This window comes from Herbiconiux sp. 11R-BC, from assembly GCF_049472555.1.
Lineage (GTDB): Bacteria > Actinomycetota > Actinomycetes > Actinomycetales > Microbacteriaceae > Herbiconiux.
The window spans coordinates 69718-88539 of sequence record NZ_JBCEBO010000002.1 but is presented as its reverse complement, the minus strand read 5'-3'; the positions used below and the strand labels follow the sequence as shown (position 1 = coordinate 88539).

17 protein-coding genes are annotated in these 18822 nt (G+C 71.1%); 9 read left to right on the top strand and 8 right to left on the bottom strand.

Annotation, left to right across the window (positions count from 1 at the left end; all coding sequences use genetic code 11):
- Positions 1-5: 5 nt before the first annotated feature.
- Both VD659_RS05505 and VD659_RS05500 read left to right on the top strand, forming a co-directional pair.
- A complete protein-coding gene (locus VD659_RS05505; RefSeq protein ID WP_423260128.1) occupies positions 6-950 on the top strand; it encodes an FAD:protein FMN transferase in 945 nt (314 codons plus the stop codon).
- Positions 947-2500 carry an FAD-dependent oxidoreductase gene (locus tag VD659_RS05500; RefSeq protein WP_423260127.1) on the top strand — a complete coding sequence of 518 codons (1554 nt, stop codon included), beginning with the start codon at positions 947-949 and terminating at the stop codon, positions 2498-2500. The genes VD659_RS05505 and VD659_RS05500 overlap by 4 nt, the downstream gene beginning before the upstream one ends.
- 169 nt (positions 2501-2669) lie before the next feature.
- Here the strand turns inward: VD659_RS05500 and VD659_RS05495 are convergent, their stop codons facing one another.
- Positions 2670-4118: a cryptochrome/photolyase family protein gene (locus tag VD659_RS05495; RefSeq protein WP_423260126.1), complete on the bottom strand. Its 1449-nt coding sequence runs from the start codon at positions 4116-4118 to the stop codon at positions 2670-2672.
- Between the two features lie 38 nt (positions 4119-4156).
- Positions 4157-4600: a MarR family transcriptional regulator gene (locus tag VD659_RS05490; protein ID WP_137838009.1), complete on the bottom strand. Its 444-nt coding sequence runs from the start codon at positions 4598-4600 to the stop codon at positions 4157-4159.
- A 453-nt stretch (positions 4601-5053) separates the two neighbouring features.
- Between VD659_RS05490 and VD659_RS05485 the strand changes: the two genes are divergently transcribed.
- From VD659_RS05485 to VD659_RS05470, 4 genes are all read left to right on the top strand, one after another.
- Entirely contained in the window at positions 5054-5839 is a 786-nt protein-coding gene (locus VD659_RS05485) for a DeoR/GlpR family DNA-binding transcription regulator (RefSeq protein WP_423260125.1), read from the top strand.
- Positions 5836-6840, top strand: coding sequence for a 1-phosphofructokinase family hexose kinase (locus VD659_RS05480; protein ID WP_423260124.1), 1005 nt, complete (start codon positions 5836-5838; stop codon positions 6838-6840). Before VD659_RS05485 ends, VD659_RS05480 begins: the two co-directional genes overlap by 4 nt.
- A gap of 18 nt (positions 6841-6858) precedes the next feature.
- Positions 6859-8982 (top strand): PTS fructose transporter subunit IIABC, encoded by a 2124-nt coding sequence (locus VD659_RS05475; RefSeq protein ID WP_423260123.1) that lies wholly within the window; start codon positions 6859-6861, stop codon positions 8980-8982.
- 196 nt (positions 8983-9178) lie between these two features.
- On the top strand, positions 9179-9448 hold the full coding sequence (locus VD659_RS05470; protein ID WP_137838014.1) for an HPr family phosphocarrier protein: 270 nt from the start codon (positions 9179-9181) through the stop codon (positions 9446-9448).
- Positions 9449-9553: 105 nt separating this feature from the next.
- Here the strand turns inward: VD659_RS05470 and VD659_RS05465 are convergent, their stop codons facing one another.
- Positions 9554-10249, bottom strand: a complete 696-nt coding sequence (locus tag VD659_RS05465) for a winged helix-turn-helix domain-containing protein (protein WP_423260122.1) — start codon at positions 10247-10249, stop codon at positions 9554-9556.
- Positions 10250-10659: 410 nt separating this feature from the next.
- On the opposite strand from VD659_RS05465, the gene VD659_RS05460 reads away from it, so the two are divergent.
- A complete protein-coding gene (locus VD659_RS05460) occupies positions 10660-12147 on the top strand; it encodes an MFS transporter (RefSeq protein WP_423260121.1) in 1488 nt (495 codons plus the stop codon).
- Between the two features lie 150 nt (positions 12148-12297).
- Here VD659_RS05460 and upp read toward each other — a convergent pair whose 3' ends face one another.
- Positions 12298-12930, bottom strand: coding sequence for a uracil phosphoribosyltransferase (gene upp / locus VD659_RS05455; protein WP_423260120.1), 633 nt, complete (start codon positions 12928-12930; stop codon positions 12298-12300).
- A gap of 169 nt (positions 12931-13099) precedes the next feature.
- Here upp and tadA point away from each other — a divergent pair, with 169 nt between their 5' ends.
- Positions 13100-13558 carry a tRNA adenosine(34) deaminase TadA gene (gene tadA / locus VD659_RS05450; protein WP_423260682.1) on the top strand — a complete coding sequence of 153 codons (459 nt, stop codon included), beginning with the start codon at positions 13100-13102 and terminating at the stop codon, positions 13556-13558.
- Here the strand turns inward: tadA and VD659_RS05445 are convergent.
- Positions 13555-14517, bottom strand: a complete 963-nt coding sequence (locus VD659_RS05445) for a cation diffusion facilitator family transporter (RefSeq protein WP_423260119.1) — start codon at positions 14515-14517, stop codon at positions 13555-13557. The genes tadA and VD659_RS05445 overlap by 4 nt on opposite strands.
- Before the next feature lie 50 nt (positions 14518-14567).
- On the opposite strand from VD659_RS05445, the gene proC reads away from it, so the two are divergent.
- Positions 14568-15437 (top strand): pyrroline-5-carboxylate reductase, encoded by an 870-nt coding sequence (gene proC, locus VD659_RS05440; RefSeq protein WP_423260118.1) that lies wholly within the window; start codon positions 14568-14570, stop codon positions 15435-15437.
- 36 nt (positions 15438-15473) lie between these two features.
- On the opposite strand, the gene VD659_RS05435 is transcribed toward proC, so the two are convergent.
- From VD659_RS05435 to VD659_RS05425, 3 genes are all read right to left on the bottom strand, one after another.
- Positions 15474-16556 (bottom strand): hypothetical protein, encoded by a 1083-nt coding sequence (locus tag VD659_RS05435; protein WP_423260117.1) that lies wholly within the window; start codon positions 16554-16556, stop codon positions 15474-15476.
- Positions 16557-16641: 85 nt separating this feature from the next.
- Positions 16642-17310 carry a potassium channel family protein gene (locus tag VD659_RS05430; protein ID WP_137838020.1) on the bottom strand — a complete coding sequence of 223 codons (669 nt, stop codon included), beginning with the start codon at positions 17308-17310 and terminating at the stop codon, positions 16642-16644.
- Positions 17303-18787 (bottom strand): TrkH family potassium uptake protein, encoded by a 1485-nt coding sequence (locus VD659_RS05425; RefSeq protein ID WP_423260116.1) that lies wholly within the window; start codon positions 18785-18787, stop codon positions 17303-17305. Before VD659_RS05425 ends, VD659_RS05430 begins: the two co-directional genes overlap by 8 nt.
- Positions 18788-18822 lie beyond the last annotated feature (35 nt).

Sequence of the window (18822 nt, the reverse complement as noted above, 5' to 3'; positions counted from 1 at the left end):
CTCCCGTGACCGTGACGTCGGCGCCCGGGCCCGGGCTGGGGCCCGGACCGGCGCCCGCGCCCGCCCGCCTCGACTTCGAGGCCATCGGCACGAGCTGGCAGATCGAGACCCCGGCCGAGCTCGGCGAAGCGGTGCGCGGGGCGGTCGCCCGGCGCATCGAGGACTTCGACGCCGTCTATTCGCGGTTCCGCGCCGACTCCCTCGTCACGGCGATCGCCTCGGCGCCCTCGGGCGGCTCCTTCGCCTTCCCGGGCGACTCCGCGGCGCTCTTCGACCTCTACGACCGCCTGGTGACGGCCACCGGCGGGGCGGTCGACCCCTTGGTGGGCCGCGAGCTCGAGCTGCTCGGCTACGACCGCGACTACAGCCTGCGCCCGGTTGCGGCTGCCGACCGCGGGGGAGCGGGGCCGGATGCCGGGGGCCGCGCATCCTGGACCGCCGACATCCGCCGCGAGGGCCTCACCCTCTCCACCGCCCGTCCCGTCGTCATCGACGTCGGGGCCGCCGGCAAGGGCTACCTCGTCGATCTCGTCTCCGGGGTGCTGCGCGAGCACGGGATCTCCGAGTTCGTGGTCGATGCGAGCGGCGATCTGCGGCACGAAGTGCCGGAGGCGATCCGGGTCGGCCTCGAGCATCCGCTGGCCCCCGGCCAGGCGATCGGCGTGGCCGAGCTGCGCGGAGCCTCACTCTGCGCCTCGGCGAGCAACCGGCGCGCCTGGGGCGACGGGCTCCACCACATCCTCGACGCGCGCACCGGCAACCCGGCGCGCGAGGTGATCGCGACCTGGGTGGTCGCCGCAGACACGGCCCTCGCCGACGGGCTCGCGACCGCGCTCTTCTTCACCGGCGCGCACCGCCTCGCCGAGACATTCCATTTCAGCTATGTACGCATGTACGCCGACGGGCGAGCCGAGATCTCGCGCGACTTCCCAGGAGAACTGTTCACATGATCGCTCGAATCGACACCCTGCTCGGTCGCGTCACGATGTACCGGCTGATGGTGCTGGTGCTCGGGGCGCTCGCCGTGATCGCCCTGATCGCCGGCGCCATCGGGCAGCTGTTCTACACGCCGTTGCAACTCGGGCTGAGCCTGGTGGTCGCGATCGCGGCCACCATGGTGTCGAGCTGGGTGTTCGCGCTGGCGTTCCGCACGCGGGCGCATCTCGAGTCGTCGCTCATCACGGGGCTGCTGGTGTTCTTCGTGTTCCTGCCCACCGCGTCGCCCGGGGGCCTCCTGCTGCTCGCGCTCTCGGGAGTGGTGGCGTCGGCGTCGAAGTTCGTGCTGGCGATCCGGGGGCGGCACGTGCTGAACCCGGTGGCGGCGGCCGCTGTGATCATGACCGTCACCACGCTCAACCTCTCGGGCTGGTGGATCGCGAACCCGGCCATGTTGCCGTTCGTGGCGGTGGGAGCCCTGCTCGTGCTCTACCGCACCCGGCGCCTCGCGCTCGGACTCACCTTCGTGGTGATCTCGGCGGCCATCGTCACCGTGCGCCTGGTGGCCCTCGGGCAGCCCGTGCTCGACTCGCTCTGGCTCGCGCTCGGGTCGTTCCCGATCGTGTTCCTGGCCGGCTTCATGCTGAGCGAGCCGCTCACCCTGCCGCCGCGGCGCTGGCAGCAGCTCGCGGTGGCGGCGATCGTGGCAGTGCTGTTCTCGGTGCCGTTCTCGTTCGGGCCCGTGTACTCCACGCCCGAGATCGCCCTCGTGGTGGGCAACGTCGTGGCCTTCGCCTTCGGGCAGCGGCGGAGCATCCGGCTGCGCTATCTCGGCACCCGCTCGCTCACGCCGTCGAGCGCCGCCTTCGACTTCGAGCCCGCGGCGCCGCTGCGGTTCCGGGCCGGCCAGTACCTCGAGCTGACGGTGCCGCACCGCGGGGTGGACTCGCGCGGGTCGCGGCGCATGTTCAGCATCGCGTCGGCGCCTGCTGTGCCCGCCCCGGCCGCCGCTGCCGCGGGAGCGGTGCCGACGGATGCGCAACTCGTCAGCGTGGGCATCAAGCTCTCCCAGCCCTCGAGCTCGTTCAAGAAGGCGCTCTTGTCGCTCGAGCCGGGTGTGGTCGTGCGGTCCACCTGGGTGGGCGGTGACTTCCTGCTGCCGGCCGATCCCACCGTTCCTCTCCTGCTGGCGGCCGGCGGCATCGGCATCACGCCCTTCGTCAGCCAGCTCGCCGAGCGCTCCCGCGGAGGCAGCCGTCCGTCGGATGTCGTGCTGGTCTACTCGGTCTCCGCCCCCGACGAACTCGCGTACGCCCCCGAACTCGCGGCAGCGGGCATCCGGGTGCTCGTCGCAGCGCCGTCACTGCCGCCGTCGCTCCCCGAGGGCTGGGAGTACCTCGGCCCCGGCCGCCTCACCGCGGACGCGCTCAGCGCGGCCGTCGGCGACCTCTCGTCCCGCCGCGCCTACGTCTCGGGCCCTCCCGGCTTCGTCGACCACGTCGCCACCCAGCTCCGCCGCGCCGGCGCCCACCGCATCCGCACCGACCACTTCTCGGGCTACTAGCCGGCCCCCGCCCCCACCCGCCCCCACACCCCGCAGTTCTTCCCAAAAGCAAGGAGTCTTCGGGCGACACGCCGGCCGGTCGAGACCATCGACGGCGTGTCTCCCGAAGACTCCTTGTTTTTAGGTGAGGCCCGGCCTGAAAGCTGGGCTGGCGACGGGAGGGAGCGGGTCAGCGGATGGTGGCGTAGGCGTCGAGGGCCGCGCGGCGGGACTCGGCGAGGTCGACCATGGGCGCGGGGTAGGCCTCCGTGCCGAACTCGGGCACCCAGCGGCGGATGTACGCCGAGTGCGGGTCGAACTTCGACGCCTGCAGTTCGGGGTTGAACACGCGGAAGTACGGCGCCGCATCCGGGCCCGACCCCGCGACCCACTGCCAGTTGAGCGCGTTCGAGGCGGGGTCGGCGTCGACCAGGGTGTCCCAGAACCAGGCCTCGCCCACCCGCCAGTGCACCCGCAGGTTCTTCACGAGGAACGATGCCACGACCATCCGCACCCGGTTGTGCATCACCCCGGTGTGCCACAGCTCGCGCATGCCGGCGTCGACGAGCGGGATGCCGGTGCGCCCCTGCTGCCAGGCCTCGAGCTCGGCCTCGCCCGGCGTCGCCCACGGGAACCCGTCGAACTCCGAGCGCATGTTCTCCGTGGTGATCGACGGGAGATGGAACAGCAGGTGGTACGCGAACTCGCGCCACACCAGCTGGCGAAGGAAAGCGGATGCGCCCGCCGCGTCGCCCCGCTGCCCCGCCCGGTGCCGGTCGACGGCGTGCCACACCTCGAAGGGGCTGATCTCGCCGAAGCGCAGATGCGGCGAGAGACCACTCGTGCCGTCTTCGGCGGGGAAGTCGTGCTCGTCGGGATAGGCTCCGACACCGTCGTGCAAGAAGGACTCCAGCCGGCGGTGCGCGCCCGCCGAGCCGGGCTCCCAGCGCTCGCGGAGCCCCGCGGCCCAGTCGGGGCGCGTGGGCAGCAGCCCCCAGCTGTCGAGCTCGTCGCTCGGCACGCGCCGGTGGTGGAGCGGAGCGCCCGAGCCGGAGCCCGAGCCCGAGCCGGCCGCGCCGGCAGCCGCCCCCGAGCCGGCGCCGGGAGCGGTTCCCGAGCCCGAACCGGGCACGGGCAGCGGATGCCGCGGCTCCGGCCGCCCGAGAACCGCCCGGTAGAACGGCGTGAACACCTTGTACCACCCGCCCTGGCCGGTCTGCACGGTCCAGGGCTCGGCGAGCACCGAGCCCTGGAAGCTCGCGACCTCCACGCCGTCCGCCCGCAGCGACGACTTGAGCGCCGTGTCGATGGCCCGCTCGGCCTCGCCGTAGCGGCGGTTCCAGAGCACCGCGGCGGCATCCGTCTCACCGGCCAGCTCGCGCACCACGCGCTCGGCGGGCCCGCGACGCAGTGTCAGTGCGAGCCCGAGCTCGCGCAGCTCGGCGGCCAGCGCCGTCAGGCTTCCGTGCAGCCACCACCGCGACGCGCCGCCGAGCGGCCGCACGCCTTCGCTCTCCTCGTCGAGCACGTACAGGCACACGATCGGTCCGCCCCGCAGCGCGGCCGCGTGCAGCGCCGGGTTGTCGCGCACCCGGAGATCGTCGCGCAACCACACCAGGGTCGTACCGAAATCACTCACCCTCTCACTCAACCCCGCCGCCGGCGTCTCGGCGCCCCTCACTTGGCGGCGACGCCCACACGGAGCTTGTCGCAGAGGCGGGCGAGCTCGTCGAGCTCGTCGGGGGACAGGCATCCGCTCATGTGCGCGGTGATGGACTCGGCGTGGATGACCGCGGCCTGCCGGTACACCGTCACACCGTGCGAGGTGAGCGCCACGAGCGTGCCGCGGCCGTCGCTCGGGTCGTCGTGCTTCTCGAGGATGCCGCGCCCCACCAGGCGATCGACCAGCCGGCTGATCGAGGGCTGGGTGAGGAGCACCTTCTCGCCGAGGTCGCGGATGCGCAGGGTCTTGCGCGGCTGGATGAAGAGGTTGAACAACACGTCGTACTCGTTGAGCGAGACGATGTCGGTGGGGAACTCGGAGGCGAGCTGGCGCATCACCGTGACCTGGGCGCGGAACAGTGATTCCCAGGCGGCGACGGGCGAAACATCCGGTGCCATCTCAACTCCAGACACTCGAGGAATGGTGGAATTCATTCTGGCACGCACCCGTTCGCGGGGTGCCGTGCGGCGCCGGATGCGCACCGCACCCTCGCTGCGGATTCCCGCGCGGTCTCGTTAAATGATTGAGGGCCCGTCGTAGAGGCTAACGACGGGCCCTCTCCCTTGCACCAAGAGTGTCCTGCAATCACATTCCGCCGAAGCTGCCACAGCAAACAACTTCGGCTCTTCGAATATATAACGGTCAGGTAACGGTGCGCTAGTTACCGAATCGTTATTTTCCTGGGAATTCACTGTGCGCCCTGTAAGGGGGGCATAAGTGCCCCGTGTTCGCGCGGATCTGCGCGAATCTGTATTGGTGATCTTGCTTTCTGTTTGTTTCGCGTCTAATGTCACGTAAACGCAGAAACGCGCAGATTCAAAGCCGAGTCCTCCAGAAGGGTCACTGTCGACATGTACGCCGTCGAACGCCACGAACGCATCGGTGAGGCCGTCGTCTCCCACGGCCGGGTGACCGTCGCCGATCTCGCCGAGTCGCTGGGCGTCACCCCCGAGACCGTGCGTCGCGACCTGGACGTGCTCGAACGCCAGGGAGTGCTTCGCCGCGTGCACGGCGGAGCGGTGGCGCACACCAAGACGAGCCTCGTCGAGTCGAGCGTCGCCGACCGCAGCGACCGGGCCCGCGAGGCCAAGCTGGCCATCGCCGACGCGGCCATGGGGCTTCTGGGCGAGGGCTTCCGCGGCTCGATCCTGCTCGACGCCGGAACCACAACCGGCGCCCTGGCGGAGCGGCTCGCCGACTGGCGCTCGGCCGACGGTTCGCAGCTCACCGTCATCACGAACTCGGTGCCGATCGCGGCGCTCCTGCACCTGAACCCCTCCATCGACCTTCAGCTGCTCGGCGGCTCGGTGCGCGGCGTCACCAGTGCCGCCGTCGGAGCCTTCACCCTCGACCAGCTCGCCCACCTGCGCCCCGACATCGCCTTCGTCGGAGCCAACGGCATCAGCGCCGAGTTCGGTCTCAGCACGCCCGACGAGCGCGAGGCCTCGGTCAAGGCGGCCATCGTGCGCGCCGCGCGTCGCTCGGTGGCCCTGATCGACTCCAGCAAGCTCGGCGACGAGACGCTCCACCGCTTCGCCGAACTGCGCGAGCTCGACACCCTCATCACCAACCGCGACCCGGCCGGCACGCTCTCCGCGGCTCTCGACGCCCTCGACGTGGAGGTGGTGGTCGCGTGATCGTCACCGTCACGGTCAACCCCTCGTTCGACCGCACCATCGACCTCGCCGCCCCGCTCGCACGCGGGCAGGTGCAGCGCGCCACGAGCTCCACCCAGCAGCCGGGAGGCAAGGGCGTGAACGTCTCGCGCGCTCTGCATGCGGCCGGATGCGCCACACTCGCCATCCTGCCCGCCGCCCCCGGCGACCCCATGGTCGCGGCGCTCGCCGCCGAGGGCATCCCGGTGCAGACAGTCCCGGTGCGGGCGCGCATCCGCTCCAACACCACCGTCACCGAGCCCGACGGCACGACCACCAAGTTCAACGAGCCGGGTGAGCCGCTCGACATGGCCGATCAGGATGCCCTGGTCGCGCTGGTCGTCACGCACGCGGCCGCCGCGAGCTGGGTGGTGCTCGCGGGCTCGCTGCCCCCGGGGGTGCCCGACGACTTCTACGCGCGGCTCGTGGCCGGCATCCGCGACTCGGCCGCCCGCGCGGGCCGGCCCGCACCGGGTATCGCCGTCGACACCTCCGGCGCGCCCCTCGTCGCCCTCGTGGCGTCGGGGGAGCCCGTCGACCTCGTGAAGCCGAACGGCGAGGAGCTGCTCGAACTCGCGGCCGGTCTCGGCCTGCCCGTGCCCGAGACCGACGCGGAAGCCTTCGAGGCCGATCGGGAACTCGTGGCCGAGGTGGCCGAGCGACTCGTCTCGCCGAGCCTCGGCGCCGCCCTGGTCACGCTCGGGGCCCGGGGCGCCCTGCTCGTCTCGGCCGACGACATCCTCTCGGCCGACGCCCCGGTCATCGTCGCGCGCAGCACGGTCGGCGCGGGCGACTGCTCGCTCGCCGGCTACCTGCTCGCGGCCGACCGCGGCGACGACGGATCGGCGCGGCTCGCGCAGGCCGTCGCCCACGGCGCCGCCGCCGCCTCCCTGCCCGGATCCACCGTGCCCACCCTCGACCTCACCCACCCCGACGACATCGTCGTCAGCCACCGTCCGCGCATCGCCGCCGGCCGGAGATAACGAAGGAGTTACCGCACCATGTCCTCTCTCATCACCACCGAACTGGTCGTGCTCGACCAGGATCTCGGCGCCGAGAAGTCGGGCGTCATCCGTGCGCTCGCCGCACTCGTGGTCGCCTCCGGGCGCGCCACCGACACCGAGGCGCTCTATTCCGACGCCTGGGACCGCGAGAGCAAGACCGACACCGGCATCCCCGGCGGCCTCGCCATCCCGCACTGCCGCTCGGCCGCCGTGCTCGAGCCGACCCTCGCGATGGCCCGGCCGCGGCCCGCGGTCGACTTCGGCGCCGCCGACGGCCCGGCCGACCTCGTCTTCTTCATCGCCGCGCCCGACGGCGCCGACCAGGAGCACCTCGTGCTGCTGTCGACGCTCGCGCGCTCGCTCATCAAGCCCGAGTTCGTGGCGGCCCTGCGCGCGGCGCCCGACGCCGAGGCGATCGTGGCGCTCGTGGAGGGCGCCCTCGCGGGCGTGCCCGGCGCATCCGCCGCCGCGGGGGCTTCTGCGCCCGCCGCAGCCGCCGCTCCGAAGCCGCTTCTCGTGGCCGTCACGGCCTGCCCCACCGGCATCGCCCACACCTACATGGCCGCCGACTCGCTCGTGGCCGCCGCCGAGCGCGCCGGCGCCGAGCTGCACGTCGAGACCCAGGGCTCCTCGGGCGCCCAGCCGCTGGATCCCGCCCTCATCGCCCGCGCCGTCGCTGTGGTCTTCGCGGTCGACGTGGACGTGCGCGACAAGGCGCGCTTCGCCGGCAAACCGGTCATCCAGGCGCCCGTCAAGCGCGGCATCGACGAACCGGATGCGATGATCGCCGAGGCCCTGGCCGCCGCCACCGACCCCTCCGCGCGTCGCGTCGCGGGCGACGGAGGATCCGGTGCCGCCGCAGCCGGCGCATCCGCCGCCCCGGGTTCGGGTGAGCACATCGGAGTCAAGCTCAAGCGCTACCTGCTCACGGGCGTCAGCTACATGATCCCCTTCGTCGCGGGCGGCGGTCTGCTCATCGCCCTCGGCTTCCTGCTCGCGGGCTACCAGATCAACGCGAACGCGACCGACATCGTGCTGCACAACTCGCTCTGGAACCTGCCCGACGGCGGACTCGGCACCTATCTCGGGGCGGTGTCCTTCGTCATCGGGGCCGCCTCGATGGGCTTCCTCGTGCCGGCGCTCGCCGGTTACATCGCCTACGCCATCGCCGACCGGCCGGGCATCGCGGTGGGCTTCACCGCCGGCGCCGTGGCTCTCGTCATGAACGCCGGCTTCCTCGGCGGCCTCGTGGGCGGTCTGCTCGCCGGCTTCATCGCCTGGGCGATCGGGCGACTGCGCGTGCCCCGCGTCATCCGCGGCCTGATGCCCGTCGTCATCATCCCGCTGTTCGGCTCGATCTTCGCCTCGGGACTCATGCTGCTCGTGCTCGGCGGACCGATCGCGCTGCTCATGACCGGCCTCAACGACTGGCTCTCGTCGCTCACGGGCGCATCGGCGGTGCTGCTGGGCATCATCCTCGGCGCCATGATGGCCGTCGACCTCGGCGGCCCCATCAACAAGGTCGCCTACGCCTTCGCCGTGGCGGGCCTCGCCGCGGGAACCGTCGACAACCAGGTGCCGTGGCAGATCATGGCCGCCGTGATGGCCGCCGGAATGGTGCCCCCGCTCGCTCTCGCCCTCGCCACGGTGATCGACCGCCGGCTGTTCAGTGCGGCCGAGCGCGAGAACGGCAAGGCGGCGTGGTTCCTCGGGGCGGCCTTCATCTCGGAGGGTGCCATCCCGTTCGCGGCGGCCGACCCGCTGCGCGTCATCCCCGCCGGCATCGTGGGCAGCGCGCTCACCGGGGCGATCGTGATGGGCACCGGCGTCACCTCGCAGGCCCCGCACGGCGGCATCTTCGTGTTCTTCGCCATCGGCAACATCGGCATGTTCCTCGTGGCCATCGCCGCGGGCATGGTGGTGAGCGCCGGCCTCGTCGTGCTGCTGAAGCGCTACGTGCGCCGTCGCCCGGTCCTCGGCGCCGAGACCGGAGCAGCGGATGCCGTGCCCGCCTCGGTGACGGCCGTCGCGCCCGTCGCCGGTTCCGTCGCCGCCCCGGCCGCAGTGCCGGCGGGCGCATCCGCTGCACCGCAACGCGTCCCGGTGGGCGCCAAGCACTAGCCATCGTCACGCCGGCCCCGCGACTTCCCTGCCGCGGGGCCGGCGCACGGCGGGTCGGCGCGCCGTCCGCGGGCCGATCCGCCGCATCCCTCCCGAGCCCCGACCTCGGTCTCGGTCTCGGTCTCCACGTCGCCGACCACGCCGCCGGCGCGGCGGAACCACCCGCACACTGCCCCGCCCCGAAAGGAACCATCCCATGACCGAACGAACCGCCACCATCGCCAGCCGTGTCGGCCTGCACGCGCGGCCTGCCTCGCTCTTCATCGAGGCCGTCAAGAAGCAGCCGATGCGCGTCACCATCTCGAAGGCGGGCAGCGCGCCGCTCGACGCCGCGAGCATCCTGTCGATCATGAGCCTCGGCGCCGCCAACGGCGACGTCGTCACTCTGGCGGCCGAGGGGGAAGGCGCGGATGCCGCGCTCGCCGAGCTCGTGGCCCTGCTCGAGACCGACCTCGACGCCGAGTAACTCCCCCCTGAAAGCAGAACGCCGCCCGCTCCGTGAGGAGGGGCGGCGTTCTGGCGTCGTCAGGGCGGCGCCGGGTCGCCCCGGAGCGCCGTCTCCGGCTGCGGCCTAGAAGAGGTCGGGTGAGGGCGTCGAGGTGTGGCGCACCGAGACGTCGGCGTGGCGGTCGAAGCGGTATCCGGCGCCGCGCACGGTGCGCACGATGTCCTCGTAGTCGCCGAGCTTCGAGCGCAGGCGGCGCACGTGCACGTCGATGGTGCGCTCGTTCGGAGCCTCCTCGTCGCCGGCGCTCCACAGCGCGGTGATGAGCTCGGCACGCTCGATGGTGCGGCCCTCACGCAGAACGAGGTACTGCAGCAGCTCGAACTCCTTGTAGGTGAGGTTCGCGGCCGTGTTGTCGAGCAGCACCCGCTTGCGGGAGAGGTCGACGACGACGCCGTCGCGGGCGCGGTCCTGCGCATCCGGAACCTGGCGGTGCTTGGCGAGCGCCGCCGGGTCCTGCAGTGCGAGGCGCACCACGTCGACGTCGCGGCCGCCGGCCCCGCGGGGTGCGAGGGCCACGGCGGCGTAGGTGCCGGAGGAGGGCGCGATCTCGGCGGCGAGGGCCTTCAGTGCCTCGACGATGCGGCCGAGGTCGGTGCCGTCTGCGGCAGCCTTCTCCTCGTCGATGCCGACGTAAAGAACGAAGCCGCGGGCTTCGACGCCCTCGGGGACAGCGCGGATGTGAGGGGTCGCGGCGACGTCGTCGGCGCGGGGGAGGGGGGTGACGTTGGTGGGGCGGGAATCGAGGTGGGCGATCGACATGAGAAGTCCTTGAGGCAGCTACCCGCGCACAGGCGGGACGAGAAGTGTCAGGCTGCGGACTGGAATGGGAGTCCGGGGCAGTATCGGAAGATTCCGATGCTGAGCGCCGTCACCGTTCGATCAGCGGGATGAGGCTGACGCGGGAAGGGGCGCTCGACGAAGATCGTCGTTAGCGACACATTCGACAACACATGACGACGCTGCCGGCCATCATCATGCCGGCATCCCCAGGGGCCCCAAAGGAGGTCACGGAGTGCACGTTGTCAGTCATACGCAGAAGCTAACCCGATGCGGGCCGTCGTTGTCAAGGCTGCTCGCCCGATTCGCGGTGACGGGTGAGTGCATCCGGCCGGCTGAGCGCGTCCGGGGCGCGTCCGGGCGTCGTCGAGGCTCCGGTATAGGTTCGAAGCATGCCCGACAGTCCCGCTCCCGTATCCGCTCCCGGCACGACGATCCGCGGGCGGGCACGGTGGCAGGCCTTCGCGGTCTGCGTGGCCGTGGCGGCGCTCACCATCCTCGACCTCTCGAAGGTCAACGTGGGTCTGCCATCGATCGAGAAGTCGCTCGGCGCGGGCCCTACCGAGCTGCAGGTGATCGTGGCGGGCTACGCCCTCGCGTTCGGGCTCGCGCTCGTGCCGTCGGGGCGGCTCGGCGACCTCTACTCGCGCAAGGCGATGTTCATCATCGGCCTCAGCGCCTTCACCGTGGCGAGCGCCCTCTGCGCGATCGCGCCGAGCATCCAGCTGCTGCTCGTGGCGCGCATCCTGCAGGGCGTGGCCGCCGGCGTGCAGATGCCGCAGGTGCTCGGGCTCGTGCAGCAGCTGTTCCAGGGTGAGGAGCGCGGGCGTGCCTTCGGGCTCTTCGGTGCCACCATCGGGGTGGCCACCGCGATCGGGCCGACGCTCGGCGGACTGCTCATCGCGATCGGCGGGCCCACCGACGGCTGGCGGCTGCTGTTCTGGATGAACGTGCCCCTCGGCATCCTGGCCTTGATCTTCGCCCTCCGGCTGCTGCCCAAGAGCCAGCCGCACTCCGCCGGGCCTCGCGACCTGGACCTCGTGGGGATCCTGTTGCTGGGGGCGAGTGTCTTCACCTTCATGCTGCCGTTCGTGCTCACCACCGGCGGGCCGGACGACAGTCCCTGGCGCTGGCTGTCGCTGGCCGGATGCGCGGTGGCGGTCGTGCTGTTCATCGCGTGGGAGAGGCACTACGTGGCCATCGGCAAGTCGCCGGCCATCCGGTTCGAGCTGTTCCGCTTGGGGTCGTATCGCAACGGGCTGCTGCTCGCCACGGCGTACTTCGCGGCGCTGCCGGCGGTGTTCCTGCTCACGACGCTGTTCCTGCAGCAGGGGCTCGGCTTCGAGCCGGTGTTCGCGGGCATGGTGAGCATCCCGTTCGCGCTGACCTCGGCGGTGACCGCGCTCATCGGCGGGCGCCTGGTGGGGCGGTACGGGCGGTCCCTCGTGGTGCTGGGGCTCGTGATCGTGATCGTGGGCCTCGTGCTCGTGCTGCTCGCCGCAGTGCTGCCGCCGGCGGAGGACTCGATCTGGCTGATGGGCGGGGCGATGGCGGTGGCGGGCGCCGGAGGCGGACTCGTGATCTCGCCGAACCAGACGTTGACGCTCGCCGAGATCCCGCCGACCCAGGGCGGGACAGCCGGGTCGATGGCGCAGGTGGGGCAGCGGGTCGGCACGGCGATGGGGGTCGCCGCGGCCTCGTCGCTCTTCTTCGCGACGCTCTACCGGGAGGGACCGGGCTCGGGCGACACCGTGATGGTGTACCACGACGGCTTCCGTAGCGGCTTCTTTGTGGCGCTGGGCCTCCTCGCCGTCGCCCTCGTCATCGGCCTCCTCGACCTGCGCCGCCGCCGCACGGCCACCCCCGCCGCTCCCGCCTGATCCGCCTGCTGTCCGCAAAAACAAGGAGTTCTTCGAAAAACAAGGAGTTCTCCGGCCACACGCCGCCGGCAGGAGGCCTGCTCTCCGCGTGTCGCCGGAGAACTCCTTGTTTTTCGGGAAACTCCTTGTTTTTGGGGAAAGGGGAGGGGGCTAGACGGTGCCGTAGAGGCGGTCGCCGGCGTCGCCGAGGCCGGGGACGATGTAGCCCTTCTCGTTGAGGCGCTGGTCGAGGGCGCCGAGCACGAGAGTGACGTCACGGCCTTCGGTGGCCTTCTCGAGGGCGGCGACGCCTTCGGGGGCTCCGAGCAGACAGATGGCCGTGACATCCTGAGCCCCGCGCTTGAAGAGGAACTCGATGGCGGCGCTCAGCGAGCCGCCGGTGGCCAGCATCGGGTCGAGCACGAAGCACTGGCGGTCGGAGAGGTCGTCGGGCAGGCGCTCGGCGTAGGTGGTGGGCTCGAGGGTCTCCTCGTTGCGCACCATGCCGAGGAAGCCGACCTCGGCACTGGGCACGAGCTTCACCATGCCCTCGAGCATGCCGAGCCCGGCCCGGAGGATGGGCACGACGAGCGGTCGCGGTGCGCTGATCGTCACGCCCGTGGTCTCGGCGACCGGGGTCTGGATCGTGATGGGCTCGACCCGCACGTTGCGGGTGGCCTCGTAGGCGAGCAGCGTCACGAGCTCCTCCGCGAGGGAGCGGAACGTGGGCGACGGGGTGTTCACGTCGCGCAGAACGGTCAGCTTGTGCGTGATGAGCGGGTGGTCGGCAACGTGAACTCGCATACGGTCAATCTACTGGACTCGGGCCCCTGCGAGCAGGACGATAGAGGCTGTCGTTGCAAGCGCCGGGCCCCCTGCGCCCACTCCTGCCCGCTCGCACCGAGAGAGGACCGCACTCGTGCTCGAACAGCAGCCGTTCGCCTTGCCCGCCCCCGGCATCCTGTCGGGTTGGATGCGACAAGCGATCGACGAGGCGAGAGCCGCGCTCGAGACCGACGACGTGCCCGTGGGCGCCATCGTGGTCGACCGTGACGGCGAGGTCATCGGCGTCGGCCGCAACGAGCGCGAGCTGCGGCAGGATCCCACCGCCCACGCGGAGGTCGTGGCACTCCGGCAGGCTGCCTGGAAGCGCGACGACTGGCATCTGACGGATGCGACGCTCGTGGTGACCCTGGAACCCTGCCTGATGTGCGCGGGGGCCATCCTCTCGTCGCGCGTTCCCCGCGTGGTGTTCGGGGCCTGGGACGAGAAGGCGGGCGCTGCCGGATCGGTCTACGACGTGCTGCGCGACCGGCGCCTCAACCACCGTGTTGAGGTGGTGGCGGGCATCGAGTCCGAGGCCTGCAGCGAGCTGCTCACCCGCTTCTTCCGCGACGAGCGCGCCGGCCGCCTGGGCGGCTTCCGGGCCTAGTCGGTGCTTTTGATGACGATGGCCGAGGTGTCGGTCTCGACGTCGAGGGGCGGCAGGTAGACGTCGGGTTCGATGTAGATGACGCGCGCGATCGGAACGGCCGTGCGGATGGCGACCTCGACCTCGTTGATGGTGCGGGCGACGTCGCGCAGCTCGGAGTCGGGGGCGAGCGCGATCTTGGCGGCCACCAGGAGTTCGTCGGGGCCGAGGTAGAGCGACTTCATGTGGATGAGGCGGTCGACCTTGGGCGTGCCCTCGATGGCGTTCTGGATGGCGGTGGCGTCGGCATCCGTCGCCCCCTCGCCCACCAGGAGGCTCTTGGTCTCGACGCCGAGCACGATGGCCACGAGCACGAGAAGGGCGCCGATGAACAGGGTTCCGATGCCGTCCCAGATGGCGTCACCGGTGATCACCGAGAGCACCACGCCGAGGAAGGCGAAGGCGAGGCCGAGCAGGGCCGCGGTGTCTTCGAGCAGCACCACGGGCAGCTCCGGGGCCTTCGCGCGGCGCACGAACTGCACCCAGCTCTGCTTGCCGCGGGTGTGGTTCGATTCGGCGATGGCCGTGCGCAGCGAGAAGCCCTCGAGCGCCATGGCGATGACGAGCACGAGGATCGGCAGCCAGGCGTTCTCGAGCGGATGCGGGTTCGTGACCTTCTCGATGCCCTCGTAGATGGAGAACACGCCACCCACCGAGAACAGGATGATCGACACGACGAAGGCGTAGACATAGCGCTCGCGGCCGTAGCCGAAGGGGTGTTCCTTGTCGGCCTTGCGACGTGACTGGCGACCGCCGAGGAGCAGCAGCAACTGGTTGCCCGAGTCGGCGAGCGAGTGCACACCTTCCGCGAGCATCGACGAGGAGCCCGAGAAGAAGAAGGCGATGAACTTCGTGACCGCGATGCCGAGGTTGGCGCCCAGTGCCGCGAGAATCGCCTTGCTGCCGCCTGATGTGCTCACGTTTCGGTCCTCTTCCCGGTTGTCTGCACCGCCAATCCTAGGATGGACGGGTGAACGACACAGCCACCACCGCCCAGCCGCACCCGCCGACAAGCCTCCCTTCGATCGCGCTGCTCGGCGCCGGGTCGATGGGGCGCGCCATCCTGGCCGGGCTGCTCGCGCCGGCGGTTCAGGTGCAGGGCGGCATCCGGGTGACGAACCGCTCGGCGGCCAAGGCGGAGGAGTTCGAGGGAACCTCCGGCGTGACCGCGTTCGCCACCGAAGACGACCCCGAGGCCAACCGCCGCGCAGTGAGCGGCGCCGCCATCGTGCTCGTCGCGGTGAAGCCGGCGATGGTGCCCGCGCTGCTCGACGAGATCGCCGGCGCGCTCGAGCCCGGCGCCGTCGTGGTGAGCGTGGCCGCCGGTGTCACGGTGGCGACCTTCGAGGCCCACCTGCCCGAGACCGTCTCGGTGCTGCGCTCGATGCCCAACACTCCCGCGCTCGTGGGCCGCGCCGTCACGGGCCTCTCGGCCGGAACGCGCTCGAGCGAGGCCGATCTCGCGCTCGTGCGCTCGCTGTTCGAGACGGTGGGGACGGTGGTCGAGGTTCCGGAATCACAGCTCGATGCTCTCAGCACCATCTCGGGTTCCGGCCCGGCGTACGTGTATCTGTTGATAGAAGCGATGACCGCCGCGGCTGTGGAGAAGGGGTTCACCGCCGAGCAGGCCGCCGCTCTCGTGAACGGCACCTTCTCGGGCGCCACCGAACTGCTCGTGGCCTCCGACCGCACCCCGACCGAGCTGCGCATCCAGGTCACCAGCCCCAAAGGCACCACCGAGCGCGCGCTCGCCGTGCTGCAGGACGCCGACCTCCCGGCCCTCTTCACCCGGGCCACGGATGCCGCCCTCGCGCGGGCCCGCGAGCTCGCCGCCGGCTGACCCGGCCCCGGACGACCGGAACCGACCCGGCCGGCCTCAGGCCTGCGGCGTCGACGCCAGCACGAGTGAGTCGTAGTCGTCGTAGAGGCGTTGCACCTCGGCTTCGAGCGCCGTCAGGCTGACGTCGTCGGCCGCGAGCTGAGCGGAGCGCGCAGTGAGGTCGGCGTCGCGCGTGCCGAAGTCGGCGAGGGTGCGGGCGAGGTAGTCGCCGTAGGGCTCCTGCGCGTCGTCGGCCGTGTAGCTGCGCGCACGCTGTTCGGGCGAGAGCGCGTTGTACTGCGCCGCGTTCTCGTCGTAGGCGGTGCGGTCGGCGGCTAGCTGAGCGCGGTCGGCGTCGATCTGGGCGGCCGAGTCGGCGTAGGCCTGCTGCGCGGCCGAGAGGGCGTCGGACTTCGCGAGGTACTCGGAGTCGAGCCCGCTCCAGAGCGCCCGGTCGGCGGCTTCGAGCGCCACGACGGCCTGCCGGTCGGTGAAGTACGGCGCGTAGTAGCTCTCGAGCTCGGGGCCCAGGTCGCCCACCTGGCTGCCGAGGTAGGCGAACTCCTCGGTGGGGCGGGCGTCGGGCGAGCCGCCGGTGGAGCCGGTGAGCTGGTCCTGCAGGGGATCGTCGGCCGGGACCTGCGCCCACCGCGCGTCGAGCAGGGCGTTCAGCGGGTCGAAGGTCTCGGCCGGGAGGGCCGCATAGGCGGCGTGCAGGAACTCGTGCGCCGCGGCGACGGCCACCTGGTCGGCGAGTCGCGCATCCGCGGGCTGGAAGACGGCGATGCGGCCCGCCGTGCCTTCCATGCCGTAGAAGCAGCCGACCGTCGAGCCGCCGCTGTCGCTCGAGGTGGTCTCGCAGGCCTTGCTGAAGGCCTGGTCGGAGAGCAGCTCGGGCCGGGTGGAGACGAACAGCGCGCGGCCCTGCTCGGTGAAGCCGATGCGGTCGGCCACTTGCGTGAGGGCGGGAGACATCGAGTAGCCCACGAGCGCGGTGAACGAGGGCAGGAAGGTGATGCCCAGTGTGACGGCGGCCGCGAGCGCGAGCACGATGCCGAACAGGGTCACGCGGCCGGCGGAGCTGGGCCGACGGGGGCGCTTGGGCGCGCTGGGCCACGCGGCGTCTTCGAAGAGCGTCACAGGCCGATTATGACAGCCGTCGGACAACGGATGCCGCCCCGCCCGAGCGGCCTGCCGTGCGCCGCCGGGGCGGCGCACCGAGGGATCACCCCAGCGCCGCGAAGGTCTCGATGTCGGAGGACTTGCCCGAGACGATGATCAGGTCGTGGTTCGACACGACCGTCGACTCGGTCGCATAGGTGAACGGCTTGCCCGGGCTCTTCACGCCCACGACCGTCACGTGGTATTTCGAGCGCACGCCCGACTCGGTGAGGTTGAGCCCGCGGATGGGCTTCGGCGGATACATCTTCACGAGCGCGAAGTCGTCGTCGAACTCGATGAAGTCGAGCATCCGCCCCGACACCAGGTGCGCCACCCGCTCGCCGGCCTCGGCCTCGGGGTAGATCACGTGGTTCGCGCCGATCCGCTCGAGGATCTTGCCGTGCGAGCGCGAGATGGCCTTCGCCCAGATCTGCGGCACCTTGAGGTCGACCAGGTTCGCGGTGATCAGCACCGAGGCCTCGATCGAGGAGCCGACGGCCACCACCGCGATCTGGAACTCCGACGCCCCGATCTGCCGCAACGCCTCGATGTTCTTCGCATCGGCCTGCACGGTGTGGGTCACCCGCTCCGACCACTTCTGCACGAGAGCCTCGTCGGAGTCGATCGCGAGCACCTCGCGGCCCAGCCGGTCCAGCTCGCCCGCCGTGGCGGCGCCGAAGCGGCCGAGACCGATGACGAGCACGGGGGCGTCGTGTTTGATGCGGTCAACCAACGATGGGCCTCTCTTCCGGGCGCTTGTAGAGCTGCTGCCGCTGGCTCGACGCCAGTGCCGCAGCCAGAGTCACAGTACCAACGCGTCCCATGAACATGGTCGCGGCCATGACGTAGACGCCCGCATCCGGCAGCGACGCGGTGAGACCGGTGGTGAGCCCCGAGGTGGCGAAGGCGGAGATCACGTCGAAGAGCACGAAATCCAGCGGCGCCTTCGAGATCTGCAGGATCAGGATGCTCGACACGGCCACCGTCGTCGCCCCCCAGAGCACCACCGAGACACCCAGGCGCAGCACGTCGCCCGGGATGCGGCGGCTGAACGCCTCCATGTCCTGGTTGCCGCGCGCCTCGGCGAACGCGGCGAGGAACAGCACCGCGAGGGTGGTGACCTTGATGCCGCCCGCCGTCGACGCCGAACCGCCGCCGATGAACATGAGCATGTCGGTGACGAGCAGGCTCGAGCCGTTGAGGTCGGGGATGCTGATGGTCGAGAAGCCCCCGGATCGCGTCATCACCGAGAGGAAGAAGCTCTGGAACACGGTGTCGCCCGCGCCGAGCGAGCCGAAGGTCTTCGGGTTGTCGAACTCCAGCACGATGTAGAGCACGGCGCCCGCCACGATCAGGATGGCGCTCGTGAGCAGCGTGAGCTTCACGTGCACCGACCAGCGCTGCCGGTTCTCGGGGCGCTTGCCCTTCTTGCGCCGGCGCCAGGCACCGAGGCTGCGCGAGAGCGTATAGATGATGGGGAACCCGATGCTGCCGAGGAACACCCCCACCATCAGGATGCCGAGGAAGAAGTAGTCGTTCGCGAACGGCGTGAGTCCCTCGGCATTGGGCGAGAAGCCCGTGTTCGTGAACGCCATCGCCGAGTAGTAGAAGGAGTTCCACACGGCCTCGCCCACCGGGATCCCGTCGAGCAGCATGCGGGGGAACAGCAGCGCCGCGAGCACCACCTCGATCACGAGGGCGCTGATGGCGACGGTGGCAAGCAGCGAGCCGATCTCGCCGAGGCGCACGGCCTGTCCCTCGGCGACCGGGCCGTGGTGCATCCGGAGCGGGTTGGTGTCGCTCGCGGCGATCAGGCGTGCTCGCAGGCCCAGCCGGCGGGAGATCACCAGGCCCAGGATGCTCGCGAGGGTCAGCACGCCGAGGGCGCCGATCTGCACGCCCACGTAGATGACGACGTGCCCGAACACCGACCAGTGCGTGGCCATGTCGACGGTGGCGAGCCCGGTGACGCAGATGACGGAGACGGCGGTGAAGAGCGCGTCGGCGAGGGCGGTGGCGCGGCCGGAGGCGCTCGTGATCGGCAGCGAGAACAGCACCGTGAAGATGAGGATCAGGGCAGCGAAGATGAGGATCGCGAAGCGGGAGGGCGAGCGCTCGGAGAACTCGCGCATCGCATCGCGCAGTCGCCCGAACCCGGTGCGGCTGCGGTGCAGGGGGTTGCGGCTGATCGGAGTGCTGCGGACGCTCATCCGGTTCCTCGCCTCGGCTCAGCGGCCCGGCCGCC